Origin of the sequence: Chitinophaga sp. YIM B06452, assembly GCF_039655965.1 — a bacterium.
GTDB lineage: Bacteria > Bacteroidota > Bacteroidia > Chitinophagales > Chitinophagaceae > Chitinophaga.
Window position 1 is genome coordinate 591402 of sequence record NZ_JAWLKY010000002.1, and the last position, 24662, is coordinate 616063.

The 24662-nt window shown below is 50.0% G+C and carries 29 protein-coding genes and 1 tRNA gene; 14 read left to right on the forward strand and 16 right to left on the reverse strand.

Annotation, left to right across the window (positions count from 1 at the left end; translation table 11 throughout):
- Positions 1-5 precede the first annotated feature (5 nt).
- The 12 genes from R3I13_RS12075 to R3I13_RS12130 all read right to left on the reverse strand — a co-directional run bounded on the left by R3I13_RS12075 (position 6) and on the right by R3I13_RS12130 (position 6619).
- Positions 6-77, reverse strand: a tRNA-Cys gene (locus R3I13_RS12075).
- An 11-nt stretch (positions 78-88) separates the two neighbouring features.
- Positions 89-805, reverse strand: a complete 717-nt coding sequence (locus R3I13_RS12080; protein WP_346318211.1) for a hypothetical protein — start codon at positions 803-805, stop codon at positions 89-91.
- 10 nt (positions 806-815) lie between these two features.
- On the reverse strand, positions 816-1541 hold the full coding sequence (locus R3I13_RS12085) for an N-6 DNA methylase (RefSeq protein ID WP_346318212.1): 726 nt from the start codon (positions 1539-1541) through the stop codon (positions 816-818).
- 5 nt (positions 1542-1546) lie between these two features.
- Positions 1547-2176, reverse strand: coding sequence for a hypothetical protein (locus R3I13_RS12090; RefSeq protein ID WP_346318213.1), 630 nt, complete (start codon positions 2174-2176; stop codon positions 1547-1549).
- A gap of 55 nt (positions 2177-2231) precedes the next feature.
- Positions 2232-3122, reverse strand: coding sequence for a hypothetical protein (locus R3I13_RS12095; protein WP_346318214.1), 891 nt, complete (start codon positions 3120-3122; stop codon positions 2232-2234).
- A gap of 30 nt (positions 3123-3152) precedes the next feature.
- Positions 3153-4112 (reverse strand): ATP-binding protein, encoded by a 960-nt coding sequence (locus R3I13_RS12100; protein WP_346318215.1) that lies wholly within the window; start codon positions 4110-4112, stop codon positions 3153-3155.
- 245 nt (positions 4113-4357) lie between these two features.
- Entirely contained in the window at positions 4358-4534 is a 177-nt protein-coding gene (locus R3I13_RS12105; RefSeq protein WP_346318216.1) for a hypothetical protein, read from the reverse strand.
- Between the two features lie 430 nt (positions 4535-4964).
- The gene (locus R3I13_RS12110) at positions 4965-5174 is read right to left on the reverse strand and encodes a hypothetical protein (RefSeq protein ID WP_346318217.1); all 210 of its coding nucleotides are present in this window, start codon (positions 5172-5174) and stop codon (positions 4965-4967) included.
- Positions 5175-5339: 165 nt separating this feature from the next.
- On the reverse strand, positions 5340-5486 hold the full coding sequence (locus R3I13_RS12115) for a hypothetical protein (protein ID WP_346318218.1): 147 nt from the start codon (positions 5484-5486) through the stop codon (positions 5340-5342).
- A 284-nt stretch (positions 5487-5770) separates the two neighbouring features.
- Positions 5771-6145 carry a hypothetical protein gene (locus tag R3I13_RS12120; protein WP_346318219.1) on the reverse strand — a complete coding sequence of 125 codons (375 nt, stop codon included), beginning with the start codon at positions 6143-6145 and terminating at the stop codon, positions 5771-5773.
- Entirely contained in the window at positions 6142-6378 is a 237-nt protein-coding gene (locus R3I13_RS12125) for a hypothetical protein (RefSeq protein ID WP_346318220.1), read from the reverse strand. Before R3I13_RS12125 ends, R3I13_RS12120 begins: the two co-directional genes overlap by 4 nt.
- The gene (locus R3I13_RS12130; RefSeq protein ID WP_346318221.1) at positions 6365-6619 is read right to left on the reverse strand and encodes a hypothetical protein; all 255 of its coding nucleotides are present in this window, start codon (positions 6617-6619) and stop codon (positions 6365-6367) included. Before R3I13_RS12130 ends, R3I13_RS12125 begins: the two co-directional genes overlap by 14 nt.
- A 111-nt stretch (positions 6620-6730) precedes the next feature.
- Between R3I13_RS12130 and R3I13_RS12135 the strand changes: the two genes are divergently transcribed.
- From R3I13_RS12135 to R3I13_RS12165, 7 genes are all read left to right on the forward strand, one after another.
- Positions 6731-7144, forward strand: a complete 414-nt coding sequence (locus R3I13_RS12135; RefSeq protein WP_346318222.1) for a hypothetical protein — start codon at positions 6731-6733, stop codon at positions 7142-7144.
- Between the two features lie 182 nt (positions 7145-7326).
- Entirely contained in the window at positions 7327-7842 is a 516-nt protein-coding gene (locus tag R3I13_RS12140; RefSeq protein ID WP_346318223.1) for a hypothetical protein, read from the forward strand.
- The gene (locus tag R3I13_RS12145) at positions 7842-8183 is read left to right on the forward strand and encodes a hypothetical protein (protein ID WP_346318224.1); all 342 of its coding nucleotides are present in this window, start codon (positions 7842-7844) and stop codon (positions 8181-8183) included. Before R3I13_RS12140 ends, R3I13_RS12145 begins: the two co-directional genes overlap by 1 nt.
- 318 nt (positions 8184-8501) lie before the next feature.
- Positions 8502-10454, forward strand: coding sequence for a sulfatase-like hydrolase/transferase (locus tag R3I13_RS12150; RefSeq protein WP_346318225.1), 1953 nt, complete (start codon positions 8502-8504; stop codon positions 10452-10454).
- 174 nt (positions 10455-10628) lie between these two features.
- Positions 10629-11177, forward strand: coding sequence for a hypothetical protein (locus R3I13_RS12155; protein ID WP_346318226.1), 549 nt, complete (start codon positions 10629-10631; stop codon positions 11175-11177).
- A gap of 2 nt (positions 11178-11179) precedes the next feature.
- Entirely contained in the window at positions 11180-11386 is a 207-nt protein-coding gene (locus R3I13_RS12160) for a helix-turn-helix transcriptional regulator (protein WP_346318227.1), read from the forward strand.
- Between the two features lie 146 nt (positions 11387-11532).
- Positions 11533-12483, forward strand: a complete 951-nt coding sequence (locus R3I13_RS12165; RefSeq protein ID WP_346318228.1) for a GNAT family N-acetyltransferase — start codon at positions 11533-11535, stop codon at positions 12481-12483.
- A gap of 182 nt (positions 12484-12665) precedes the next feature.
- Here R3I13_RS12165 and R3I13_RS12170 read toward each other — a convergent pair whose 3' ends face one another.
- From R3I13_RS12170 to R3I13_RS12180, 3 genes are all read right to left on the reverse strand, one after another.
- The gene (locus R3I13_RS12170) at positions 12666-13178 is read right to left on the reverse strand and encodes a hypothetical protein (protein WP_346318229.1); all 513 of its coding nucleotides are present in this window, start codon (positions 13176-13178) and stop codon (positions 12666-12668) included.
- Positions 13159-14112, reverse strand: coding sequence for a hypothetical protein (locus R3I13_RS12175; protein ID WP_346318230.1), 954 nt, complete (start codon positions 14110-14112; stop codon positions 13159-13161). The genes R3I13_RS12170 and R3I13_RS12175 overlap by 20 nt, the downstream gene beginning before the upstream one ends.
- Positions 14113-14187: 75 nt before the next feature.
- Positions 14188-14391, reverse strand: coding sequence for a helix-turn-helix transcriptional regulator (locus tag R3I13_RS12180; protein WP_346318231.1), 204 nt, complete (start codon positions 14389-14391; stop codon positions 14188-14190).
- A gap of 297 nt (positions 14392-14688) precedes the next feature.
- Between R3I13_RS12180 and R3I13_RS12185 the strand changes: the two genes are divergently transcribed.
- Positions 14689-14925 carry a hypothetical protein gene (locus R3I13_RS12185; protein ID WP_346318232.1) on the forward strand — a complete coding sequence of 79 codons (237 nt, stop codon included), beginning with the start codon at positions 14689-14691 and terminating at the stop codon, positions 14923-14925.
- Positions 14926-15102: 177 nt separating this feature from the next.
- Positions 15103-15723, forward strand: a complete 621-nt coding sequence (locus R3I13_RS12190; protein ID WP_346318233.1) for a hypothetical protein — start codon at positions 15103-15105, stop codon at positions 15721-15723.
- A 92-nt stretch (positions 15724-15815) separates the two neighbouring features.
- Here the strand turns inward: R3I13_RS12190 and R3I13_RS12195 are convergent, their stop codons facing one another.
- Positions 15816-18458 (reverse strand): putative LPS assembly protein LptD, encoded by a 2643-nt coding sequence (locus R3I13_RS12195; protein ID WP_346318234.1) that lies wholly within the window; start codon positions 18456-18458, stop codon positions 15816-15818.
- A gap of 344 nt (positions 18459-18802) precedes the next feature.
- Between R3I13_RS12195 and R3I13_RS12200 the strand changes: the two genes are divergently transcribed.
- The 5 genes from R3I13_RS12200 to R3I13_RS12220 all read left to right on the forward strand — a co-directional run bounded on the left by R3I13_RS12200 (position 18803) and on the right by R3I13_RS12220 (position 24637).
- Entirely contained in the window at positions 18803-20095 is a 1293-nt protein-coding gene (locus R3I13_RS12200; protein ID WP_346318235.1) for an N-acetylmuramoyl-L-alanine amidase, read from the forward strand.
- Positions 20096-20190: 95 nt separating this feature from the next.
- On the forward strand, positions 20191-21189 hold the full coding sequence (locus R3I13_RS12205) for an MlaD family protein (protein ID WP_346318236.1): 999 nt from the start codon (positions 20191-20193) through the stop codon (positions 21187-21189).
- A 4-nt stretch (positions 21190-21193) separates the two neighbouring features.
- The gene (locus tag R3I13_RS12210; protein ID WP_346318237.1) at positions 21194-22846 is read left to right on the forward strand and encodes an OstA-like protein; all 1653 of its coding nucleotides are present in this window, start codon (positions 21194-21196) and stop codon (positions 22844-22846) included.
- Positions 22847-22869: 23 nt separating this feature from the next.
- A complete protein-coding gene (gene nhaA, locus R3I13_RS12215) occupies positions 22870-24093 on the forward strand; it encodes a Na+/H+ antiporter NhaA (RefSeq protein WP_346318238.1) in 1224 nt (407 codons plus the stop codon).
- Between the two features lie 79 nt (positions 24094-24172).
- Positions 24173-24637: a hypothetical protein gene (locus R3I13_RS12220; protein ID WP_346318239.1), complete on the forward strand. Its 465-nt coding sequence runs from the start codon at positions 24173-24175 to the stop codon at positions 24635-24637.
- The last annotated feature ends 25 nt before the right edge of the window (positions 24638-24662 follow it).

Genomic DNA, 24662 nt, shown 5'->3' on the forward strand with positions numbered 1-24662 from the left:
ATTTGAGCCGGTGAAGGGATTCGAACCCCTGTGATCCTGATCTGCAGTCAGGCGCCTATCCGCTCAACCACACCGGCGTCCGTGAGTATTAAATATCTTCTTCGTCATCAAACTCGTCTTCGTCCGCAAAGACCATTTCAGTTTGGCGCGGGGGCGCCTGTTTGCCATTCATGTAGGCTTCAATCTCGCTTACCAGATCGTCTACCGCGATGCGCAGTTCATTAACAAAGGGGTATTCAGACTGGTATTTGGTGACAGGTGTGGTCAGGCCCACCTCGTCCGTCGTGCTGAGCAGCTTCCCGCCGGTGAGCACCACCCCTTCGTTTTCACCATTACCAACAATTTTGAAAGACGAAACTGCATATTTGGCCAGCTTTGCCGCCAAGGGTGGTTGCCGGCTGTCGTCCGCGTCCCAGGCCTCGTTCAGAACCGGAAGATTATCGATGTCCGGGATATCATCCGCGTGGATCTCCTCACAGATTACAGCCAGATGGACATGCAGCCTTTTAAATGCGGCCGTCAAGTCAGCATGCACTGGCACATGACTGGAAATCCTGACGTTGTTGGTGGTGTTCTGCGCTACCATGTGGTCATAGCTGTAATCGCAGAAGATACCTTTCAAGGCGCCGGATCGGACTTCGATCGGCTTCTTTTCCCTTTCCATGATCTGCAAAAGCCCCTTTGTAATATTCCCTTTTGCGGGACGGCCTCGCTTCTTTTTGGCAAGGATCACGTCCTCCTGTATTTGGCCGTTTTCGGAGGCCTCAAAATCCTCCGCGGTGTTGATTTTCTTTCTTCTTCCCATGAGTTATATTTTAGAAAAGTTTTAATTGTCCTGTTGTTTGGCGGGGCGGCTCCGTTGCTCCCTGCATTTCTTTACGACGGAAAAAATTCGTTTCACCCGCCCCAGTAACAGTGTACACCGGAACGAAGCCATCGACATAGGGGACATTGCGTATATGCCAGCTACGGTAGTGCTCCAAGCTAATGGAATCCATCCAGGCAATTTCACCTTCCAGGCTGTTGACCAGCATATTTAAAACAGTCATTTTGCAGCAGGTGATATCGGTGTCCGCACCGTAGAACTTCAGCCGTCGCTCCAGCTTTGCCATGCTCAGCAGGGTGCGGCCACTTCCACATGCAGGATCGCAAACAGGCATGCCGGGTTTAAGATCATCCCCATGGTTTAGCCGAGCCAACATGTCGCAAACAGGCTGTGGTGTGAAGAACTGGCCATTCTTGCCGTGGCTGATCAGTTCCATGAACAGGTCGCCGAAAGCATCACGGAAGCCGTGACCGCCATCGTCCGCGATAGTTATCCAGTTTATATACAGCTCCGCCATGGCTTTAGCTTCAACTTCCTCGGTATAAATTTTCTCCAGGTAGCTGAACTGTTCATAATATTCTTGCGTGCGGGCTGAAAGCATAAACAACGAAAAATCTAAAAAGTGAGTAAAAGTCTCAGCGTATGATTGTTTGCGGCTGAGAAGCTCAAAAACATTGATAAAAGCCTTCTCCGCCGCCTTGGTTGTGACTGCCATTTTTTTTAATGGTCAACAATAGCGGGCTTCAAATACTGCAGAAGTCCGCGTGAATGCACGTAGTCAAGGAAATAATTGAGCAGGGATATGATCTCCTGCTGCATGCTTTCGTACCTGGTGCAGATCATTGGTTCGTGAGCCAGGAAAGAAACTCCTTCGTCAACAATGAACGGGCCGTCGCCGATCAAAGCATCAAAATCCTTCACCTCGAAAATGTTATATTGGAAGATATCCGAGGCCAGCGCATCCAAGTAAACTTTCCACTGAACGCTGTCCAGGTACTCGGTAAACGGCGGAGTACGGAATTTGCATTTGTGATCATGAACCTTCGTTCCTTCAATCCCATCCACCCGGCCACTGACCTGGATCGGGAAGAACGCCGTTGTATAGGTATGGTAGATAGTAACTTCCGGGATCATCAGCGGGTGGCTATTGCGGAAGTCAATTGCAACCGCTGCCTGGTCTTGCGTAAAAAGAATATCCTCCGCCGCGTAAAGATTCCCCTGCCGGTTGTATTTGCCCTCAATAAGGCCATGGAAGCCGGATCCGACTTTTGTTTTATCGTTGCCTTGAAAAATTCCTTGCAGGGTTTCTATCAGGGCGGCCTCCGTATCGAATTCGGAAACCTCCTTCATGAACCTGCGGAATTTCTCAAGGGTTGTAACGCTAACTCTGTACATGGGCGCGGGTTTATCTGATGGTAATGCTTTCGTCCTGGAAGATCCTGATGCCTGCAATCTGGCGAACGCCGGAAGCGATAGCTTCTTTGACTGCCTTCTCATCCAGCTGCAGAAACCCGCGGGGAACCTGCGCGAGATCCGTGACCTCATATGCCCACCGCTTTGTTAGACCTTTTGGTTTGGCTGGCGAATATTGGCCGGTTGGGATATCAACACCCTGAACAGGTGCTGACTGCAATTTGTTGATCTGCTCTCTCACAGCCGTTTTGTCCTGCTCTGAGCCGAAGAAATCGATCTCTTCCAGCTCCGTTTCCTTTGCTTTTAACAACACTTCCTTCAGGCGGTGGATGTCTGCTTCTGTCCGGGTGATACGTAAGTTCCAGAGCGCATCATCTTCGTTTTCGATGGAAAACATCTGAATGGTAACGGACGTGCCGTACACGAAGGAATCAACCTGCTTGGAAGTATCGCATACCGCAACGAAGCCAATGGCAACCAATTGCGCAACACGCGCCTCGGTACGCAGGAGCTTCTGCTTGCGTTCTTCCTCCTGGTGGAAAGTAAGCACCAGCTTCTTTACAGCCTCAACTGCCGGCGGAATCTTTCCAGTTAGCTCCTTGGCATAAGCATTGATCCGTTTAACCTCATCGTTATGGGGTTTAACGAGTTCAGTTCGCTTTTCTTCAATGACCTTCTCGACGGCCTTGGCGGCCTTCATTTGTGCCATTGCGATTTCCAGCTGGTCCTGGCAGGAAACCGACGTGATCTCTTGCAACGCTTTTACAGCTTTGCCTACCTGCTCCTCCGCCTTGTTGAATTTCCGCAGGCCGGCAGTCTGCTGGGTGGGATGCTCATTTACCTCCGCCGTTACAGATTCTATTTTAAGTTTAGTTTTTGCCATTGTTTAGGGTTTGAAGTATGAGAAAACTGGTTACTGTCTGAAGGGTAGTTCTTCAGCGACCGGCTTAGAAGAAGGTTCTTCCTCTTTTTTAGCGTTGGGATCAAAGAAACATTTTTGCTTATCATCCCAAACCCAGCCGTTAGCCTTTTGCTTCTCACTCATTTTCTGCAAAAGTGCCGCCCGCAATGCTTTTGACTGCAATTCCATCACAGGTGCAAACAACAAACTCAGCTCAGCGGGACCGTTTACGGCTTCGATTTCCTTCTGGTAGCGTTCCGATTTTTCCATCGCCTCTTTTTGGGCCTCAGAAAGGCTGCAGATGGCGGCCTTTGTGCTGGCAATGATGCCGGCCAGGAAAGTGGGAAACTTAGGATCTGTTTGGTCGGGCACCTCGATGATCGGCAGTCGGGCAACGTTCTTCCCGACGTTGGTATCGGTAGGCTCGAAGCAGATGGTGCGTTTGTTGTTGCGGGTGCTCATATAGCCAACCTGGTCAGCTATGCGCATCAGCAGCTGGTAGGAACCGCCCGTTACGTCGGGCAGCTTGCGGGTGATGTCCCCTTCCTTTTCGTCCTTTGCGTGGGCAATGACAACAATATCAGCTGATTCAGCCCGGCGATTGGATACGAAGATCTTGAACTCATCCCCAATGGCGCCGTAGGCCTTCAGCTTGTTCTTTTTGGCTACGAAATCCTTCTCTACCACATAGGCCATGAGAAAGTCATCCAGCGCAGATTTGGCGGTATCAATGCCTATGGTGCTGTATTCTTTATATGTGCCGGCCTTTTCCTCTGCCTCGACGTCTTCCCAGCGATTAACGACCAGCGTGTCCTGGCGGAAGACGGCGCGGTCCTTCCCGCGATCGAAATCCAGCAATAATGGTTTCGCTGCAGTGTTGAAGAGAGAAGTTTTACCGATACCGGGCTCGCCGTAGATGAAGATGATAACGGGCCGCTCCGGCAAAGGGTCTGATTTTTTTAATACTGGCATTTTTGTGTAGTTTTGAATTAATTTTTATGATTTACTTAAAGCCTGGCTGCGGTTCCCCGCGGCCTTTTTAATATGGGTACCTAGGGTCAATGCTGAACAAAAGGCAGATCACAGCAACGATCAGTGCGCTCACCAGGATCAGCGCCGCCCATTCTACCAGGGTATATTTATACTTCTTCATTTTGATGAGTTTAAGTGAAGGCCCTGTTATGGCGCAGGGCCTTCGGTTTCCAGCCTGTTGAATCCTACATCTCATCATCGTAGCGAACCGGCTCTTCATCATCAGCTGCACCAGGGCCAGCAGCTGCCGGTTCAGGTTTTACTTTTTCTTTTTCTGCCGGCTGAACCGTATCACCGGTCGCGTTGGCCTGTGTTTGCAGTTTTACGGCTTCTTCAGCCGGGATTGCATGTTCGTCGTGCATTTTTCAAATGTTTATATAGTGAGCAAAATGAACTTTCGAAGTTGGGGACGACAACCTCTTATCGTCCCCATAATCAACTAACTAGGCTTTGTTCAAATCAATCTTACTTGCGATTTCATCCATCCGTGAATTGTTCCCGGATAGTGTAATCTGTTAAGTACTCATGGCTACTCCCCTTTTGAAGCGGGGTCCTCCGAGGAGGCTGGGGTTACGAACCCCCAAGGCCGACAGTAAAAAAATATTCAGAAAAACCTGTCGCCGCCCCCATGTTAGCCGGTGGATCATGCCGGCTGTATGTCTAAAAATCTACAAACCATCTTTCGTTAAGGAAATTCTTCGTTTGCGTATGATCCTGCTCTATTATTTCATGATGAATCGTTTTCGTGAACCCCAGTGTTTCTGCGTTAAGCGGCCGCCAGGGGCTTCGCAGTTATGTTTTGGTATAATAAGTATCTGAAGTATTCAGTGCACCAGCAGTATCCGGTTTGTTTTGAGGCCTGACGAAGAAACCTTTATGGTGTAATAACTGATAATCTTCAGTCTTCATAACGACCGGCACACAATAACCGTCTGCATACAGATTGCACATGGTGTACACTTCGCCAATTTGTTTTACATCTATTTGCATCCATTTTTCCATGGAATAAATATTTGAAGGTTTAAAAGTGCCGCTGATTCCCCGCGGCCGGTAGAAATCCACCCCAATAGGACCTCGGTACTTACAATATTTTACACGGTACGAGAAAGGGCCCGGGAGCGGGAACACTCCCGGCTTGCCTTATTTATCCCTATACCTATGAAAACGCTATTCCTGGCCATCGGTGGCCGCGGGTCCCCTCCACTTCATCCATCCGCACCAAAGACCTGATATCACTACACAACAGATGATATGAAGCCCAAGGTTATTGCTTGCCTGTAGCACCATCGCGGCGCCGTTGAGAATTTCTTTCATCGCGTCGATCGTTTTTATATGATATCCAGCGTAACAGTTGCCAGATAAAAAGGATGACCACCACATAAGCCAGCAAACAAAGCGCTACTTCCATTGCCTGAAACCTTTGGTTTTGAAAGCAAGGCCGATAAATCCGGCATAGCAGCATGTTGCTAAAATTCCGGGGAGTAAAACAGGATGCATAATTTCAAGTATTAAGAATTAAGAAATATGAGCTTTGGAAAATCCAGCACCGGGAACAGTGCCGGCGAGGTAGCTATATATGCGTGTTACACAATTGTAAATCAAGAGCTAAGCGCCTGGAACGGCTTCGTCATCTCGACAAAAAAGTCGATCGCATCATTCCTGCTGGCGGATTTCGCGAAGTCTTTGATACGCACAATACCATACGCATCCAGCAAAAACCACCACTGAACCTCATCCAGCGCGGATATATGGTTGAAGCGCTGCTCTTCCCGGAAGCCGGCGGTGTTATCCTCGTCTCCGTCCTGCCAGCGATCCAGGATCAGCACGTCGTTCACGATACGCACCTGCATGTCATCCTTGCAAAAAAGAAGGGCATTATAGCCAGCGACTTGCAGGCTGAATCCGTTCTTCAGCAGGTAATCCTGCTGGTCGGTAACCAGGAAGGGCGAAGGATCAGTTTTTAACATGTTCATTTTACATTGGTATTAGGGTAAGCAGGAATGTTGCGGCGTGTACGGGATTTTGCCAGCTCCCCGGCGATTTGCTCAGGAGTAAGGCCAACTTTTTGAGATGGCGGAGGGTTGAGACCCCCCAGCTCATTCTCAATTATCGTAGCCTTTTCGAGGGCGATGCTCAACGCCGCCTTCATTTCTTTATATGCAGCCACCACCCGGCGGCGCGATTGTTCTTGTTTAGGCAGGCTCATGGCAAACATTTATGTAGTCACGAATGGTTTTGGCGGTTGCTGGCATCAGCCTGCCGCCAGCCATGGCGTTCATGATGGTTGCACGAAACAAACGGGTTGCGTCCTCACATTTGGCCATGTTACCGTGGCCGATCGTCACCTGCCGGAGCTGCTTGCGCTCCTCATCAGTCAACGTTTCATAAACACGGCGCTGCTTTGGCTTTGTATTAAACTTTTTATCTACATTTGTTTGCTCTAACATTTCAGTATTGATTTGTTATTGCAATATTATGTAGAATCTTTCTATAAAAAAAGTAGAAATATAGAAATTTTCCACTTTTAGAAATCGTTTAGTATAAACCCAGTTTGTTAAATGAATCTCAAAGAAGAATTTGTTTTTTTGGTTAAAAAGGCAAAAGAGAACGAAAAAAAAGCCGGGCGGCGTCTCACCAATCAGCAAATTGGGGAGAAACTGAACGTAGGCGGGACCTATATATCCGGACTTCTTGGAGGGAGTAAAGATGTTTCCAAAAAGCATGTTGAAGATTTTAAATCCCATTTTAAGGATCAAATAGCCGGGGTAGTTCCGACTGTTCCTTTTGCTGCAGATGATCCAGAAAATATTGAAAGAGCTCAGATAGTTTCGTTACAAAGGCACTTAGCATGGATCATGTCCGAGGTTTCTTCTTTAAAGGGGAAGCCGCGGTCTTATGAGGATTGCTTAACCGACATCGAAAAGAGTACCACTGAAGAACTTGTAAATCTTCGGCGGTCAGGTAGGAAATAGGGTTCTTTTTTTGGGACTGATGGCTCTTTGAATCATTCTTTCCATTCTTCTTCATAGCAGTAGGGGTTTGGTTATTACAGACAACAAAAATTATATAACAGTGCGCAGACAATCTGCGTTTTCCACTGTGGATAATTATAAAACGCTGCGTAGATCTACTGCGCATCAAATATTTAACCACTATGAAAAAAGCAATACCTGTGATTATCGCCATCGCTGTGGCCTCATGCCAACAAAAAGGTAAAAGTGTGGAGAGCCCAGAGCTGGCAGCGGAAAAAGCCGCATTTGTACGGAATTATACTGATAGCATAACTAAGGCTTCGGAACGTATGGTATGGTTCGATACAATAGGAATTGAAAATTCCCCGATAAAGATAAAAAGGGCTTGGCTCCATAATAAGGAATATTCAAATTACAAGGACATCTCCCTGACTTTTAAGAATGAAGGAACAAAAACAGTTGAGGGGGTGAAATTTAGGTGGTATGGTGAAAACGTTTTTGGCGATCCTGCAGATATGGGATCGTCGCTCGGCCCAGATGGATTTGGAGGAGGATTTATGGATAAAAAGCTCAAACCAGGACAAACACTTACACTTACTTGGAATATTCTAAGTAAGGATGGAAGGAAAGTAATAAAAGCGTGGCCAACAGAAGTGGTTTTTAGCGATGGCTCAAAATGGGAATCAACCTATAAATAATGGCGAAGAACATAGAAACTACTAGCAAGGTTACAAAGCGGATGCTGAAATTCGCGGCCACTGCTATTAAAACAGGCCAGGTAAAGGGCTATCCGGAGTTCGCAGAGATCGCGGGTATTCAATATTCAGCGCTGAGGGAGATGGTTACCAACGGGACCAGAAACTTCACCCTGGAGCACCTGTACCGGATAGGCGTGCACTTCAACCTGGACATGAATTATTTCATCTACGGTAAGGGAAGCCCGATTTTGGCTGATACGAAACCAAAGTCAATTTCCGAGCAGCTGAAGGAGATCATAATCAAGCTGGACGCGGAATACGCCGGAAAAGTTAAGGGTTAACACAGGGCGAAATGCAAAAGCTTGTATTATAGTAACTAATAATATTCAAACACTTGTTAGATAATTGATGTGAGTATTCTAAAACCGGAGGCTGGTTTCTTCTAAGCAGCAGGTCATTGGTTCGAATCCAATCCGGTTCACAACAAAAGCCTGCTCCCCGAGCGGGCTTTATTATTTCCCGATCAAAATCCGCATCTAACAAAGCTATTAACCCCGTATTCCAAATTTCTTCCAATTCGGTTACGAGCTTTACAGGAAATAAGCATGCAGCGGGTTCCTGTTGCAGACGCATGCCTGGAAATTCAAACGAATTAGACGATGTCTCCTTTCAATCACAAAAACTACCGGCTGCTGGCCGGTTTCGCGGTTATGTTCATCGGGTTGTCTACCCTGATGAGGCTGACCTTCATGATCATTTCCCTGGATAACATAGAATTGACGCTGGCGGGCGTTCTTCGGATCTTTGGCACAGGCCTGCTGTTCGACGTTGGCGTGGTCGCTTTTTTCCTGCTGCCTTATGCCGCGTACCTGCTCCTGCTGCCGTCCCGGTGGAGCGCCAGCCTATTCAACCGGGTACTGACATACGTGTTCTTCTTTATCACTACATTGATCCTGATGTTCTCATTCTTCGCGGAATTTACGTTCTGGCGGGAGTTTGGCAGCCGGTTCAATTTTATCGCGGTCGATTACCTGATCTACACTTACGAAGTAGTGCAGAACATCAACGAATCATACCCGCTGCCGGTATTGATCACTTCCATGCTGGCAATAACAGGGCTTATCACCTGGGGTTTCGCCACAGCCGGGCTTTTCCGGGCGGCCTTTACGGGAGACGCGCCATTCCTGGAGCGGGCAGGCATCTTCAGCGGATTGTTGGGCACTGCCGCGGTATACGTGTTGTTCATCGGCAACGGGCTTGCAGAAAAAGGACATAACCGGTATGAGGACGAGCTGGCAAAAGCAGGTATTTACTCCTTCTTTTCCGCATTCAGGAACAATGAACTGAACTACGATCATTTTTACCGGCTGATGGACGACAGGACCGCCTTTGCCGTGGCACGTAAATGCCTAAGGGAAGAAGGCAGTTCCTTCCTGCACGGGGGCGCCAGCATCCGCAGGCATATATTGGGCGGCGGTCATGAAACGCGGCCTAACGTCATCCTGGTAACCATCGAAAGCCTGAGCGCTGATTTCATGGAGCGGTTCGGCAATACGCAACAACTTACGCCTGTGCTCGATTCACTGGCGCGGAAGAACCTCGTTTTCGATCAAATGTATGCCACCGGCACGCGAACGGTCAGGGGAATGGAAGCATTGTCGCTGGCCATACCGCCTACTCCCGGCAGCAGCATCATACGCCGGCCCGGCAACGAACATCTCTCTACTATCGGCGCCATCTTCCGCTCGAAAGGCTATGCTACCGGGTTCCTTTACGGCGGCGACGGCTACTTCGACAATATGAACCAGTTTTTCGGCAGCAACGGCTACGACATCACCGACAAAGGCCGTCACATGGTGATCGGCGACCGGTTCGACGCCAGGAGGACCGAAATCCCTGACAGCGGCATTCACTTCCGGAACGCATGGGGCATATGCGATGAAGACCTTTACACCACCGTTCTCCGCGACGCCGGTAAAAAATTCAGCGAAGGAAAACCGTTCTTCGATTTCGTAATGACTACCTCCAATCACCGGCCCTTCACCTATCCCGAAGGGAAGGTCCACTATCCCTCCGGCTCAGGCAGGGAAGGCGCGGTACAGTATACGGATTACGCCATCGGCCAATTCCTGGAAGCCGCGCAAAAAGAGCCCTGGTACAGCAACACCGTTTTCATTTTTATTGCGGACCATTGCGCGGGCAGCGCAGGAAAAAACGAGATTGATATTTCGAAATACCACATCCCCGCCATTATCTGCAACCTGCCCGGCGCGCGCCATGATTCTATCCCGCAGCTATGCTCGCAGATCGACCTGTTCCCTACCCTGTTCGGCTTGCTGCACTGGGATTACGACAGCAACCTTTACGGAATGGATGTAAGGCAACAGGGATATAGTCCGCGTGCTTTCCTGGGCACGTACCAGAAACTCGCATACCTGAAAAAAGACAGTCTTGTAATTCTCTCGCCGCAACAACGTGTTGAGACGATGAAGTATTCGTTTCACGACAACAGCCAGACAGTGATAAAAAATGACAAGACCGCGAATGAAGCGATCGCATATTACCAGACCGCGTATTACCTTTTCAAACATGGGGGATTGCGGGCAGATTAAAACCCGTCTTGATTGAAAATTCCGCCGGAGGGACAAGCCAGTTTAAACGCTGCTTGTCCCTTTTTTCAAAATAACCAATCCGCTTGATCATCGAAATTTGAAGATTATTTATCGTTTTTCAATAAATATTTATTACTTTTACCTCATCATTCATTATCGAAAACCGAAACAATTATGGAAATAACCACCAGGCGGATCCTGAAAATATCGCTTGTGCTTTCATGGATCATATTTATCGGCCTATGCATTGAGGCGGGCGCTTCGATGTTCAGCGCTTTCTATACTTTGGTGATCAACCCCGCCAATGCTGCGACCTTTTTGGGGAAGCATGATCTGTCGGGCCTTTATAAATACGGCCCCGATTATTTTTTCGCAGAAGCATTACTGATAAGCATTGTGCTGATCGTGAAGGCATTCATGTTTTACCTGATCGTAAAAATTTTGCAGGAAAAGAAACTGGACCTGTCCCAGCCATTCAGTGGGGAACTGAGGGTTTTTATGATTAAAATGTCCGGCCTTGCTTTTGGGACAGGCCTGTTCTCCTGGTGCGGCGTTAAATATACTGAGTGGTTAGTTAAACAAGGAGTAAAGATGCCTGATACACAAGGTTTGCACCTGGGCGGAGCGGATGTGTGGCTGTTTATGAGCGTGACGCTTTTTATTGTTGCGCAGATCTTTAAAAGAGGAGTAGAAATCCAAACTGAAAACGATTTAACTGTATAGATATGCCGATCATCGTAAACCTGGATGTAATGATGGCAAAGCGGAAAATGTCGCTGAATGAGCTTTCAGAGAAAGTAGGCCTCACCTTGTCCAATCTTTCCATTCTCAAAACAGGAAAAGCCAAAGCGATCCGGTTCAGCACGCTGGAAGCCATCTGCAAAGCACTGGATTGCCAGCCTGCGGACATACTGGAGTATGTTGCGGAGTAATATATTCCCGGCATGAAAACACAATGCGATTCATTTAAAAACCCCGCCGAAAAACGATCTCAAAAATCTCCCAAAAATAACCCGGATTTGGCCATGACAAAATACTCCATTATATTTGCGTAATCAGGAACGTAATTAACTACAATATGAATTTTTACGACCAAACCGGCAAAATGGCCATCGGCAGCAGGCTGCGGCTGCTCACCGACAAGATCACAGAAGACGCGGCGGAGATCTATAAGCTCTACCAGGTTGATCTTCAGCCTAAATGGTTCCCCGTTTTCCATGCCCTCTCCCAAAAGGAGAACACCATCACTGAAATAGCGCAGCTGATCGGCCACTCCCACCCTTCCGTGAGCAAGATCGTCGCTGAAATGTCGAAGAAAGGTATTGTTACGGAAAAGAAAGACAAGGCTGACGGGCGGAGAACCCTCGTCAGCCTCTCCAAAAAAGGAAAAGAGATCGCGGAAAAGATCAAGGAACAATATACAGATGTGAACAGCGCCATTGAAGAAATACTCGGCGGCACCCGCAACGATCTCTGGAAAGCGATCGGGGAATGGGAATTTGTGCTGGAACAGAAGAGCCTGCTGCGGCGCGTGCAGGATCAGAAAAAGCAACGCGAAAGCAGCCGGGTGCAGATCGTGGATTACAAACCAAAGTATGCCAAAGCATTCAAAGCGCTGAATGAAGAATGGATCTCTGCTTATTTTAAAATGGAAGAAGCAGACCACAAAGCGTTGGACAACCCGGACACCTACATCCTGAAACGCGGCGGCGCGATCATCGTGGCGCTGTACAACGGCGAACCCGTGGGCGTTTGCGCGCTCATCAAAATGGATGACCCGCATTATGATTTCGAGCTGGCGAAGATGGCCGTTTCCCCCGCGGCGCAGGGCAAGAACATTGGCTGGCTGCTGGGCCGGGCCATCATCGAAAAAGCCCGCGCACTGGGCGCATCCAGCCTCTACCTGGAAAGCAATACGATCTTAAAACCGGCCATCAATCTGTATCACAAACTTGGTTTCCAGAAAGTAGCGGGGCATGTTTCGCCTTATGAGAGGTGTAATATACAGATGGAGCTGAGGCTTGAATAATTTTATGTATCTTGTCCCATCATTCATCCCTTGTACCTTGAACAAATGCTGGATGCACCTGCCGCAGGTCAGGGAAAATAAAAATATGACCGATGGGTTTACTTTGGATCTGGGCTATCTTTCTTGTCATTTTCGCAGTATGGGTTGTAAAGAAACAACCCTGGAAGAGGAGACGCTGAATACTAAAATTCGAAGTCGTCTTTCCTGCAATAAGCTCTGGGTGAGTCTTCCGAAACAATACAGCCACCCAGGTACGCTTTCCTTTTCTTTGCTTTTCTCAACAACGCTTTCTCGGGGAGGCCATAGAGAATGGGAACGACATTTTTGCCCGACAGGCATACCGGGCATTTTTTCTGTTTGGAAAATGACGCATAATATCCGCTGTCAGGCACCACAACTGTCACCAGCGTATCAGCACAGAAGCCGCCGGGGAAACGGTAAACCTGGCTTTTCCAATCTCCCCACCTGTAATAAAAAAGGTTCCGGCCTTTTTGGCTGATATCTACTTTTATCGTGCTTGTTTCGCCTATTTCAATAGTATCTTTCAGGAGAGGAAATATAATCGTGCCCACGCCAATCTCGGCACCATTGCTCATCACCGTCTTCCCGCGGAACTCATGGGATTGCGCTATGCTTCCGGTGAAAGAAAACAGCGTAATAACCGTTAAAAGCATCCTACTGCGCATTCTCTGCATTGGTTTTAATATGCTCCAGCACCCGCCGGTGAATTTTATGAATGATGTAGTCGCTCCATATGCGCCAGTAAAAGGCGGGCTTGATATCATGATAATACCAGGTAGTGCCTTCCAGCAACGTATGTCCGTTGGGCAGCTCAACCAGCTTGAACTGGCCTTCCCTGGAAACAAAATAATCGTGCAGATGCGGCGCGTTGACGTCCCAAAAGCTCAGCTCTTTTAAAGGCGCCGGCTGTTCTGCTACATCAAATTTCAGCAGCCTCGGCTCGTCCCACACCGTGATAGGTTCTACAAAGCTGCCGGTGGTAAAATTGCAGTGCCTTACCGCTCCAATGCCCGCCCCTTCTATCTTTGCGTTTACCGGGTATGCAATGCCCGTTTTGAAAATAAATTCTTCCGGCTCCTTCAATACAGGAAATTCAATGACCTGTTCCCAAACAGCCTGCGCGCTGGCATTGATCTCTATGGAAGTGACAACAGCCCGTAAAGGCGGCCTGTTGCTACTTTCGATAAACGCAGTGGCGGGAATGCTGCCTGCTAGAAGCAGGATGATCCAGTTATTGTTGTGCTTCCGGTTCAATACAGCAAAGCCGATCAGGCTGCTGACGCATGTGACCGGTATTACAAGAGGCGCCGCCATAGCAATGCAGATAAGCCCTTCCATTGCAAATGCAAGCAAACCAACGGAAAATATAGCCAGGGAGAGCAAACCTGCGCCAACCGCCTGTTTCCGCGTAATCTGCCGGCTACGGCCGTAAAAAACAGTTGAAAAATATCCAATAAAAACCGGCGTAAGGAAAAATAATGCAATGCCATAATCATCCATTACATAGATCAGCAGCCAGCTGAGAAGACCGGCGATGAGCGCTGTTATAGCCGCGGATAGCCACAGGCTTTTTCTATTTCCGGCAGGTATGGGAGTTTCCGGGATCATATATCCTAAACATACGCAAATATCCGCATATCCGGAAAATGGAGTGAAGAACGGCTGAATAACAATTCCTTATCATTAATGGGAAGGCCGGACCTTTTTTAATTCCCCCGAAAAAAAATCTTCCGGCTGCACATTCAATGCCATGGCCAGCTCCAGCACATTGCCCAATCGAGGGTTGATGAGCGCTTTTTCCATCCGCGCAATATCCGCATGATCGATCGTACAACGCGCGGCAAGCTGGCGGAGGCTCAACCCCGCTTCCAGCCTGATCCTTCTCATTGTTTGACCAATGGCTATCCTTTCGTTATGGAACTTGCCGTTTGCCATGCAGCTAACCGGCCACGAATCTGGAGTAAATCTTCTCCCCCGTTGTAGTCGCTTTCCCCCACAACAGGATATTTTTTAAGAAAAATCCGGTGAAGCATTTTTTTACCGCGTCACCGGTTGCCATGATGCGAAACCGGCGCTCAAATTGATAGAAATCTTTTGCACACCCGCTGGTGAATAACCCAACCAACCAATTTTTTCCTTATCTTTCCATAAACTGGTACCTGACTCTCTTAACCCAAAAACGGTATGGAAAAAACCCCCGCCATTAAGCTTCAGCAAAAGATCATTGCATTCATCAACAGCCTCAAAGATGACGGGATAAGCTATATCGGTATCAGTATCGCGGGAAACGAATCCCACTTCCTCCCCGACGTGAAGATCGACACCATGCTGCTGGACGGCAAACCCTTTACCTCGCAGCATTACTTTCCCGCAACAGACATCGAATCCACCGTGATCCTCCGGACAAAGGACACTCAATGATATTCACCCCGGTGAAATTTAAAAAATGGACATACAAACTTACCGGGCATTCCTGCCCGGTTTTTATGTATATAAAAAATTATTAACTTATCATGTTATGATATTAAAAGCAATCTGTTATATTTGAGCCGATATTCTATACCTAAATTCTTCAATCCCTTTATCCATCACTTCAACATGAAAAAACTGTTACTCATGGCCGTTGTCTGCCTTGCAGCCACCAATGCCTTTTCCCAGAGTTTTATGCACGGTGTGGGCGTTACCGTTATGGTAGACAAAGCCAAGGATTTCGACGCCCGCGTAGGCTTCGGCTTCACCTATTCCCCCCGTTTCAATTTCGTGGAAACAGAAAGCATGTCCGTTTCTGTCGGCATCCCCATGAGCGCAGTGCTCAGCGGCAGCTACAGCGCAACCTACAATTCCAGGACCGGCTGGGAAGAAGATCCCTATGGTACTGACGATGCCAGCGTAGGCGTATTTTTCAACGCCCCGCTGATCGTGAACCTCAACATGGGCGCAGGCTCCACCGACGACAATGAAAGCCGCTTCGGCGGGTTTGTTGGCGCCGGCTTCGGGCTGCACGTGAGCGCTTCCACAGACCAGGTGTTTTATGATGAAAACGGCAACGCTGAATACCGCAATACCGGCGGCACCGTGTTCGGCCCGGCAGCCAATGCAGGCATGCGCATCGGCGTAGGCAACAGCGGTAAAAGCATCGAAGTGAAACTATCTTACTTCAAAGGGCTGGACGATAACAAACTCAACCTGTTTGGCCTCGCGGGACTCTTTAACTTCTAGCAGGCAAATCATATGTAAAAGAGAAGGCCGTCTCACTGGAGACGGCCTTTTTATTTCTTTCCGCAAGGGCCGGGTTGTATGCTGCCGGCCCGCTACAAGTCGAAGAACTGCCGCGTTCGGTTCACTCTCAGGTCGCGCAGGATGCCCGCCTTGGGATTGATCGTAATGCTGAACTGCCGGTACGAACCGAACGGCACCAGGTTGATGCTCATCTGCCAGCAGTGCATGTCTCGCGAAACGGTGAGCGTGGTGTAGGAGATCTGTTTCAGCCGGAAATCGAACCCGCTGCTCATAATGATCTTCCATTTCGGCGTAAGGCTGAAGTCGCCGCTGAAATTGAGGCCTTGCGTGAATATCGTGGTATCGCGCAGCCGGTCCTGCGAACGGCCTCGGGTATAGTTAAGGCTGTAGGAAAGATCCAGGCGCCAGGGAATGTCAAAATCCACATAGTCGCCGGGGTTCGCGCGCATCAGCTCCATCTGCCGCCGCTGTTCTTCCAGCTGGGCTTCGGGCAGCACGCCTTCTTCTTCAGCCATTTCCTCTTTTTGTTTCTGCTTGGCCTTGCTTTTCGCGTCCTGGCTCTGGAAGGACGTGCTGATCGCAATATTGGCCTGCGTCAGCCGGCCGATGCTGAACTTCTCGCCTTTCCAGGTGTATTTGTCTACCCGGTACCCCATACTGTCCACCTGGTAAGGGTCAATGGTACCGTTGAAGGAAATGTTTATCTTATCAAACAGGTTGGTGCGGGCGTTGAGGCTGAAAGGCGCCAGGTTAAAGGAGTCCGCCACGAAGTTGTAACTGCTGTTCACCCCAAAACCGTCCAGTATCTTCACTTTGCGGTAACCTGAAGTATCCTTGTCTGACCGCACTTTCATTTCCAGGTTGTTGTCTATCCCGAAGTTCAGACCGGCAAAGGTTTCCGCCGGTGACGGGCCGAAAGGCGCGCCGTCGTAGTAAGAGAACCGGCTCTTGCGGCCCGTGGTGTCCGACTGCACCATGTAATAATCCTTGCTGGCCAGGTCCGGCGAATAGCTTATGCCCACGTTGGGGCGCATCACATGGCGGATGGCCTGCACTTTCGATTTCTTGTTCTTGAACTCATACATACCATACACGGCAGTGGCCAGGGACGCGCCGGTAGACATGGCGCTGCTCCTGTAGAAGCCGCTGTTGTAGGTAGTGTCGTAATATCTTTTGCTTTCGTTCCAGGTCATCACCTGCTGGCGGATGTACCATTTTTCGGTATAGTTGATGCTGGGCGAAAGGGTCAGGTTTTTGAACAGCGGGATAGACAGCGTGAGCGGGATCTGGTGCTGCATACCAGCCTGCAACCGGTCGAACATGGCGGGTTTGCCGAAGGTGGAATCCGCAAAGTTCATATTGTTCCGGAACAGCAGGTTGTAGCTGGCGCCGATCTTCTCGTACCATTTGGGCGTTCCCACCATTTCTTCGCGCTGGAAAGGGTAAATGGTGTTCACGTTAAAGGAACCGTCCGGGAAGTTGATGGTCACCTGGCGGGTGAGCGTGTTCTGGTTGTGGTTGGCGGCTATGGAAAAGTTATAAGGCTTGCCTACCCAGCTTTTGGAGTAGGTAATGGAAGAGCTCATGTTGTTGTTCAGCCTGGTGGCTGCGTTCAGCACGTTGTACTGGTTGTAGGTGGAGGTACCAAACAGCACGCTGGCGCTGAAGTTCGTCCCCGGCCGCGCCTTCCCGTCCATGCTGTGGCTCCAGGAAACCCGGTAGTCCTGCGAGCGCGTGTAATCCTGCTTCACCTCGGGGTCGCCCATGCGGGTGAGGGCGTAAGACAGGTTCATGCTGCCGCTGTATTTATACCGCTTGCGGTAAGTGGGCGCGAAGGCCATGCCCCAGCTGCCGTAAGAATAAACGTCTGCCCGCACGGTAAGGTCCAGGTACTCTCCCAGCCCAAAATAATACCCGCCGTTCTGCAGCCCGATGCCTTTCTGCTGGTCTACCACATACTGCGGCGGCAGCAGGCCGGTGCGCTGGCCCTGGCTGATGGGGAATATGGCGAAGGGGATGAACAGCGGGGTGGGAATGCCTTCGATCTCCAGGTTGGCCGGGCCGGATACAATTAACGTGTTAGGGATCACCTTGATCTTCTTGGCACGGAATGCAAAGTGCGGCGTGTCCAGGTTACAGGTCGTATAGCCGTTCTTAAACCCGAAAATGGTATTGTCCGGCTGTTTTTTTACTTTCTGGCTGCTGACAAATCCTTCCCCGTACTGGGCGCGGGTCTGGTAGATCATAGCCTTGCCGCTGTTAAAATTGTACTGCACGGAATCCATGTCCGAACTGGTGGAACCGTCGTTCAGAACGGCCTTGTCAACGGGTTTTCCCGCCGTATCCACGCCCATACGGGAGGTAAGGATGCCGGTAGCCTGGTTGAAATCCATGGTATTGCCTGTAAGCTGCGTCTGTTCGTATTTTACGTCCGCTTTATTATAAAGGCGGAATTCCTTCTTTTTTACCAGCATCACGATGGAGTCCTTCGCCTTATAGTAAACAGGGGCGCTAAGGCTGTCTTTGGATATGCGGATGCCCGAAGTATCCCTCCGGGAAGAGTCGCGGCTGATGCGCGAACTATCCGAGAGCTGAAGAGAATCGGGCAGTACAGACGGAATTGTGTCAATTACGCGTTTAATAACCGGGCGGCGCGCCGTATCTTTCGCCAGGGAGTCCCGGTTGGGGAATGTGACGGGATGCGGCAGTGGCACGGTATCTGTGAAAATTTTGTTAAAGTGAAACGACGGAACCACGGATGCGTGGGCGAATTCGTCTTTTAACAGGGACCAGGCCGTGAATAAAAGGAGAATCAAAGGCAGGAAGAGCCGCCTTAAAAAGTTTTTATAATTATTTTTGCAGAAAGGGTCCATGTGTTAAGCGGGCACAAACCTACATGATTTTATACAAATTATTACATAGTACGCTAATGCCCCTGCGAGGATAAAAGGTATGGAATGTTGGGCGGACGTGCATCATATGCGTATAAAATTATGGTGAACAATTAATGAAGGACCTGTTCCCGATTGAATACAACCCATTAAAATAAATTGTTGACATGCGCTGGAAAAGAGTTTTATTTTCAGGTTTAGGCATAGGACTGATCTATACCTTGTTCATTCATGCAAAAACTACACCGGATTTCCCTGTACAGGACAAGCCGATCCGCACGATAGTGATCGATGCAGGGCACGGCGGCAGCGATCATGGGGCCGGTGGCCGTTACTCTCATGAAAAGGACATAGCCCTGGACGTAGCCCTCAAGCTGGGAAAGATCATAGAGGAGGCCATGCCCGATGTGAAAGTGGTATATACCCGCAAGACCGACCGTTTCGACGATGTGCACCGCAAGGCGGCCATCGCCAACGAAGCCAAAGGCGACCTGTTCATATCCATTCACTGCAACGCTGCGCCGGATATCAAGCGGATCGTAGGGCATAAAACCCAAACCTACCGGGACAAGAAGAAAAGAAAACGCACCCGCAAGGTGCCCATCTACGAAAGCTATCCCAACCCGGCCAAGGGTACGGAAACCTATATATGGGCCACCAGCAAGAATAACGCGAAGACCGAATCGCTGCGGAACAACTCCGTGATCGTGTTCGACGCCAATTCCGAAGAGACGCAGCAGATCATGGATACCCGCGACCCGGAGACCATCATCATGCTCAATACCCTCCGCAACGTTTATTTCGACCAGAGCCTCCGGCTGTCTACCCTCGTGGAAGACGAGTTCACCCGTGTGGGCCGCATCAGCCGCGGCGCCCGCCAGCGCAATGAAAAGGGCATCCTCGTGCTGCATGCCACGGCTATGCCAAGCGTATTGGTGGAACTGGGCTTCATCAGCAATCCCGAGGAAGAGAATTACCTCAATTCCGCCAACGGCCAGGATGAAATGGCTTCCTGCATCTACCGCGCGGTAAAAAGATATAAGGACGAACTGGAAAGGATATACAAAAACGGCGAGCCCCGCCCGCCCGTGCTGGAAACACCCGCTACCGGCGCCGCTGTTCCCGCCCCCACCCCGGCCCGCCAGGTGGTGAATCATATATCCTCCACCGTTAGTACCGCCACCGAAACCCCAAACGCGGCCGATTCCGAAAACTTCAGCTACAAAGTGCAGCTGATGACCTCCGAAAAAGTATACGCCCGCACCAATACCCTCTTCAAAAACCTGAAAGGAACCATTGAGCGTGAGGAATTTAAGCAGGGAAGGAAAAAAGTTAACAAATATATATGGGGCAGCTTCCGCACGGAGGCCGAAGCCCAGGCAGCCGTCTATAAAGCCCGCAAACAGGGCTTTTCAGACGCATTTATGCTGACCTATAAGGATGGCAGCCGCATCGACTAAGCCCCAGCCATTGGCCCGCCTTTTGCAGATATTCTGTCTACCTACAGCTGACGCACCGTTGTTTTAACTATTTTTGCGACACGAACATTCTAACGATGATGCTGAAAATAAATAATGAGACAAAAGTAGGTATTCTGACCACCGTTGCCATTGTGCTGCTGATCCTGGGTTTTAATATCCTCAAAGGCAGAAGCCTCTTTTCCAATAAAAAGACCATTTACGCCGTATACCAGCAGGTGAACGGCCTCCAGCCGTCCAATGCAGTGATGGTGAACGGGCTTGCCATCGGCAGCGTGCTGAGCCTCGAAGTGATGGACAAACGCGCAGGCCGCATCCTGGTAACCCTCCAGATCAATAAGGACATCGAGATACCCAAGAATTCCGTGGCCCGCATCAGCTCAGACCTGCTCGGCACCCGCAAAGTGGAGATCGATTTCGGGAATACCGACGAAGTATTAAAGAATAAGGACACCATTTACGCAGCGGTAGACGGTTCCATCACAGACGCGCTGAAAGAACAGCTCAGCCCCCTCGTGAAAAAACTGGAAACCACCCTCGGCGCGGTAGATACCCTGCTGATCACCGTAAACTCCGTGTTTGACACTACTACCAAACACAACATCCGCACCGCCATTGCAGGGCTCAACGGTACCATGAACAACCTGTCTATGGCCACCCGCTCCATCAATGGCATGCTGGCGGAAGAAGGCAAGATCGCCGGTACTTTCGACAATTTCGCATCGGTATCAGAGAACCTGAAGAACAACAACGACAAGATCTCCAATATCCTCACCAATTTCGACAAGGCTTCCGGCTCATTCGCCAACGGCCAGCTGGACACGACCATCAACCAGCTGCGCTACACCATGGAGCGGCTGAACAACGTGGTAGCCAAAGTGAGCAGCACAGACGGTACGCTTGGCATGCTGGTAAACGACAGGAAAGCATACAACAACCTCCAGAGTTCCCTCAGCAGCCTCAACAAACTGCTGGAAGACCTGCGGTACAATCCCTGGAGATACGTGCACCTGAGCGTGTTCGGGAGGAAAAACAAAGTAGTGCCTATCCCTTCAGACACGGCTCAATTACAATAAGAACATGTTCAAGAACGCATTATACGGCCTCATTCTGTTAGGAGGAATAGGCGCTTCGGGGTTACTGACGGCCGCTTACCGCGCCCCGGCCCGCCTGCCGCTGAACAGGCCGGAGACCGTGCCGGTACAGGAAGACACATCCAAAAAGATCCAGCTCATACAGGCCAAAAGCGTGGTGAACCTGCAAACAGACACCCTCAACGAAAGACGCTTCGTGGGAGACGTGATCTTCAAACAGGGCACCAGCCTGCTTTCATGCGACAGCGCGTCTTTCAACGCCAATACCAATATCATCGAAGCCTGGGGGCATGTGCACATCAACCAGGACGACAGCGTGCACACCTATTCAGATCAATTGCTCTATCGCGGCAACCAGCGACTGGCCACGCTTACCGGCAACGCCAAACTGACGGACACCAAGATCGTGCTCACCAGTCCCACGCTCAATTACGACCTGAACACCAAAATAGGCACCTACGACCAGGGCGGCAGGCTTGTAAACGGGGAATCCGTGCTCACCAGCCGTGAAGGCGTTTATTACGGGGAAACCAAAGACGTGTACTTCAAAAAAGAAGTAGTGGTGGTAGACCCTGGTTTTACATTGGGAACAGACACCCTGATGTATAACTCCGTTACCAAAATAGCCACCATCATGGCTCCTACCACCATCAACGATGGTAAGATGACCATGTATGTTACCTCCGGTTATTATAATACCGAACTGGGCTACGGCAACTTCGCCGAGCGCCCGACCATCGAAGACAGCACCAATACCTTCACCGCCAACGAGATACAGACAGATAAAGCCACCGGCATTTCCATCGCCACCGGCAATATGATCTGGAGAGATACCGCGCAGAAAGTGGCCGTGCTGGCCAATTACGGCATCGTGAACCAGAACGTGAAAACTGTGCTGGCCACACAAAAGCCCGTAATGCTGCTGGAAGGAAAAGACGATACGCTTTTTGTAGCGGGAGACACACTGTTCTCCGGCATCATACCCATCCTGAAAGACAGCGCTGCCCTTGCAGAAGACAGCGCCCGCATTGCACGCGGCGATACTTCCAACGCCAGCAAATCCGATACCGCGGAAAAACGTTTCCTGATCGCCTACCATCATGTGAAGATCTACTCCGATTCCCTGCAGGGCGTGGCGGACAGCGTGTATTACTCCAGCGTGGATTCCGTGTTCCGCCTCTACCGCGACCCCGTGCTATGGGCCAGCAACAACCAGCTCACGGGAGATACTATCTTCCTCTTTACCAAAAACCAGAAAGCGGACAAGCTCCTGCTGGACCAGAACGCGCTCATCGTGAACAGTCCCGGGCCTGAAATGTACAACCAGATAAAAGGCAATACCATCCTGGGTTATTTCGGCGACGAAAGGCTGGATTCCATGTACGTGAACGGGAACGCGGAAAATATTTATTACGTGCAGGACGACGACAGCGCATTCGTGAGCATCAACCGCCTGCTGTCTGCCAATACCCGTGTGTATTTCGAGAAGGGCGAACTGGAAAGGATCGTGTTTGTAAAAGAACCCGAGGCCACGATGTACCCTTTCACGCAGATGCCCGAAGAACAGAAGCTGCTGCCGGGCTTCAAGTGGGAGATCCACCGCAAGCCAAAATCAAAATACGAACTGATCGGCCAGTAATCATTCACCTAAACCGATAAATGATGGTAAAACAAACTATCAGGAAACGTGTACTCTCCCCTATTTTCCAGTTCTTAAAAGATAGCCGCGCAGTAGGCATCGTCCTGATCGTTTGTACCATCCTTTCACTGATCGTTGCCAATTCGCCCTGGCAGGAACCTTACATCCGCTTCTTCACCACCCTCTTTGACGCCGCCGGTGGCCATCATCACGATTTTCACGGGCTGCATCTGCCCAATTCGTGGCTGCTGTGGATCAACGACGGTTTCATGGCATTGTTCTTTTTCCTGGTAGGTATGGAGATCAAACGTGAGCTGACGGTGGGTGAACTGGCCAGCGTACGCAAGGCCATGCTGCCCGCGCTGGCCGCTATCGGCGGTATGGCGGCCCCTGCCCTTATTTACGCGGTTTTCAACCATCACAGCGCATATCACCATGGCTGGGGCATTCCTATGGCAACGGATATTGCGTTTTCCCTCGGCATCATTTCCCTGCTGGGCAAGCGCGTGCCGCTAAGCCTGAAGGTGTTCCTCACTGCCCTTGCCATTATAGACGATCTCGGCGCCATCCTCACCATCGCTATATTTTATACAACCGAGCTGCATACTTCTTACCTCTATGCGGGCGCAGGCATTTTTGCATTGCTGCTGGCGCTGAATTACTTTAAAGTACAACGGCTCATTTTTTATTTCATCCCGGGGGCAGTGCTCTGGTATTGCATTTTCAACTCCGGCATTCATGCCACCATCGCGGGCGTATTGCTGGCGTTCACCATCCCGCTGGATAAAGTGCATTCACTGGAAGACAATCTCCACGATCCCGTCAATTTCCTGATCATGCCTGTATTTGCGCTGGCCAACACGGCGATCACTTTCCCGGCAGACCTGCTGAGCGCTTTCAGCCATAACGTAAGCTTCGGCGTTATCACGGGGCTGGTGCTGGGCAAACCATTGGGCATATTCGCCCTTTGTTTTATCGCCGTAAAACTTAAGCTGGCCAGCCTTCCCGCGCAAACAAACTGGAAACAGCTGTGGGGAGTGGGCATGATAGCAGGCATCGGGTTCACGATGAGTATATTTATCGCCACTCTCGCGTTTAGTGAAGCGGAGATACAGGTCGTTTCCATCATGTCTGTTATCGCTGCATCGGTCATCGCCGCTATCGCCGGTTTTATATTCCTGAAAGCATTCACCAAAGCCCCTTCTGTGAAACCATTGCGGCCTGTTCAAAATAAAATCACCGAATAGCCGTTCTTGAAGCAGCCTATACAACCGGATTTCCCTTCTGTCGCCGCCTTTGGCATTGTTATTGCAAATATTTAATCGCATGAAGTATCGCATTATCGCGGCCATGCTGGCTTTGGGCTTTACTGTAAGCGCCAGGGCACAGCAGGCCAGGCAAATTGAAGCAGGCGTAAGATTGGGCCTGCCATTAGGCGTAACAGGCAGGTATTTTTTCACGGACCGCTCTGCAGCGGAAGGGATCGTGGCCCTGTATAACAAAACATTTTCCGTCACCGGGTTATACCAGTATCACTGGGACCTCTCCGCGCTCACCGTGGAAGGTTTCGGCTGGTATGCAGGCGCAGGCGTGCATCTCGGCACGCGGGAAATAGACGGCAGCCAGAAGTTCCTGATAGGCGTGGATGGCATTGCAGGCATCAATTACAACTTCCCCACGATACCGCTGAACCTTAGCCTGGACTGGAAACCGGCGATACATTTCACGACCTCCCCCAACCTGGCGGACTTTGCCATATCGGCCCGTTACCGCTTCGGCTGGAAGAAATAACACCATGCTTAATTAAAGACGAACA

Excerpts from the sequence above, each read along its gene's own strand:
- R3I13_RS12080 (WP_346318211.1), bottom strand. The coding sequence starts at position 805 with ATGGGAAGAAGAAAGAAAATCAACACCGCGGAGGATTTTGAGGCCTCC.
- R3I13_RS12085 (WP_346318212.1), bottom strand. The coding sequence starts at position 1,541 with ATGGCAGTCACAACCAAGGCGGCGGAGAAGGCTTTTATCAATGTTTTT.
- R3I13_RS12090 (WP_346318213.1), bottom strand. The coding sequence starts at position 2,176 with ATGAAGGAGGTTTCCGAATTCGATACGGAGGCCGCCCTGATAGAAACC.
- R3I13_RS12095 (WP_346318214.1), bottom strand. The coding sequence starts at position 3,122 with ATGGCAAAAACTAAACTTAAAATAGAATCTGTAACGGCGGAGGTAAAT.
- R3I13_RS12100 (WP_346318215.1), bottom strand. The coding sequence starts at position 4,112 with ATGCCAGTATTAAAAAAATCAGACCCTTTGCCGGAGCGGCCCGTTATC.
- R3I13_RS12105 (WP_346318216.1), bottom strand. The coding sequence starts at position 4,534 with ATGCACGACGAACATGCAATCCCGGCTGAAGAAGCCGTAAAACTGCAA.
- R3I13_RS12110 (WP_346318217.1), bottom strand. The coding sequence starts at position 5,174 with ATGGAAAAATGGATGCAAATAGATGTAAAACAAATTGGCGAAGTGTAC.
- R3I13_RS12115 (WP_346318218.1), bottom strand. The coding sequence starts at position 5,486 with ATGAAAGAAATTCTCAACGGCGCCGCGATGGTGCTACAGGCAAGCAAT.
- R3I13_RS12120 (WP_346318219.1), bottom strand. The coding sequence starts at position 6,145 with ATGAACATGTTAAAAACTGATCCTTCGCCCTTCCTGGTTACCGACCAG.
- R3I13_RS12125 (WP_346318220.1), bottom strand. The coding sequence starts at position 6,378 with ATGAGCCTGCCTAAACAAGAACAATCGCGCCGCCGGGTGGTGGCTGCA.
- R3I13_RS12130 (WP_346318221.1), bottom strand. The coding sequence starts at position 6,619 with ATGTTAGAGCAAACAAATGTAGATAAAAAGTTTAATACAAAGCCAAAG.
- R3I13_RS12135 (WP_346318222.1), top strand. The coding sequence starts at position 6,731 with ATGAATCTCAAAGAAGAATTTGTTTTTTTGGTTAAAAAGGCAAAAGAG.
- R3I13_RS12140 (WP_346318223.1), top strand. The coding sequence starts at position 7,327 with ATGAAAAAAGCAATACCTGTGATTATCGCCATCGCTGTGGCCTCATGC.
- R3I13_RS12145 (WP_346318224.1), top strand. The coding sequence starts at position 7,842 with ATGGCGAAGAACATAGAAACTACTAGCAAGGTTACAAAGCGGATGCTG.
- R3I13_RS12150 (WP_346318225.1), top strand. The coding sequence starts at position 8,502 with ATGTCTCCTTTCAATCACAAAAACTACCGGCTGCTGGCCGGTTTCGCG.
- R3I13_RS12155 (WP_346318226.1), top strand. The coding sequence starts at position 10,629 with ATGGAAATAACCACCAGGCGGATCCTGAAAATATCGCTTGTGCTTTCA.
- R3I13_RS12160 (WP_346318227.1), top strand. The coding sequence starts at position 11,180 with ATGCCGATCATCGTAAACCTGGATGTAATGATGGCAAAGCGGAAAATG.
- R3I13_RS12165 (WP_346318228.1), top strand. The coding sequence starts at position 11,533 with ATGAATTTTTACGACCAAACCGGCAAAATGGCCATCGGCAGCAGGCTG.
- R3I13_RS12170 (WP_346318229.1), bottom strand. The coding sequence starts at position 13,178 with ATGCAGAGAATGCGCAGTAGGATGCTTTTAACGGTTATTACGCTGTTT.
- R3I13_RS12175 (WP_346318230.1), bottom strand. The coding sequence starts at position 14,112 with ATGATCCCGGAAACTCCCATACCTGCCGGAAATAGAAAAAGCCTGTGG.
- R3I13_RS12180 (WP_346318231.1), bottom strand. The coding sequence starts at position 14,391 with ATGAGAAGGATCAGGCTGGAAGCGGGGTTGAGCCTCCGCCAGCTTGCC.
- R3I13_RS12185 (WP_346318232.1), top strand. The coding sequence starts at position 14,689 with ATGGAAAAAACCCCCGCCATTAAGCTTCAGCAAAAGATCATTGCATTC.
- R3I13_RS12190 (WP_346318233.1), top strand. The coding sequence starts at position 15,103 with ATGAAAAAACTGTTACTCATGGCCGTTGTCTGCCTTGCAGCCACCAAT.
- R3I13_RS12200 (WP_346318235.1), top strand. The coding sequence starts at position 18,803 with ATGCGCTGGAAAAGAGTTTTATTTTCAGGTTTAGGCATAGGACTGATC.
- R3I13_RS12205 (WP_346318236.1), top strand. The coding sequence starts at position 20,191 with ATGATGCTGAAAATAAATAATGAGACAAAAGTAGGTATTCTGACCACC.
- R3I13_RS12210 (WP_346318237.1), top strand. The coding sequence starts at position 21,194 with ATGTTCAAGAACGCATTATACGGCCTCATTCTGTTAGGAGGAATAGGC.
- nhaA (WP_346318238.1), top strand. The coding sequence starts at position 22,870 with ATGGTAAAACAAACTATCAGGAAACGTGTACTCTCCCCTATTTTCCAG.
- R3I13_RS12220 (WP_346318239.1), top strand. The coding sequence starts at position 24,173 with ATGAAGTATCGCATTATCGCGGCCATGCTGGCTTTGGGCTTTACTGTA.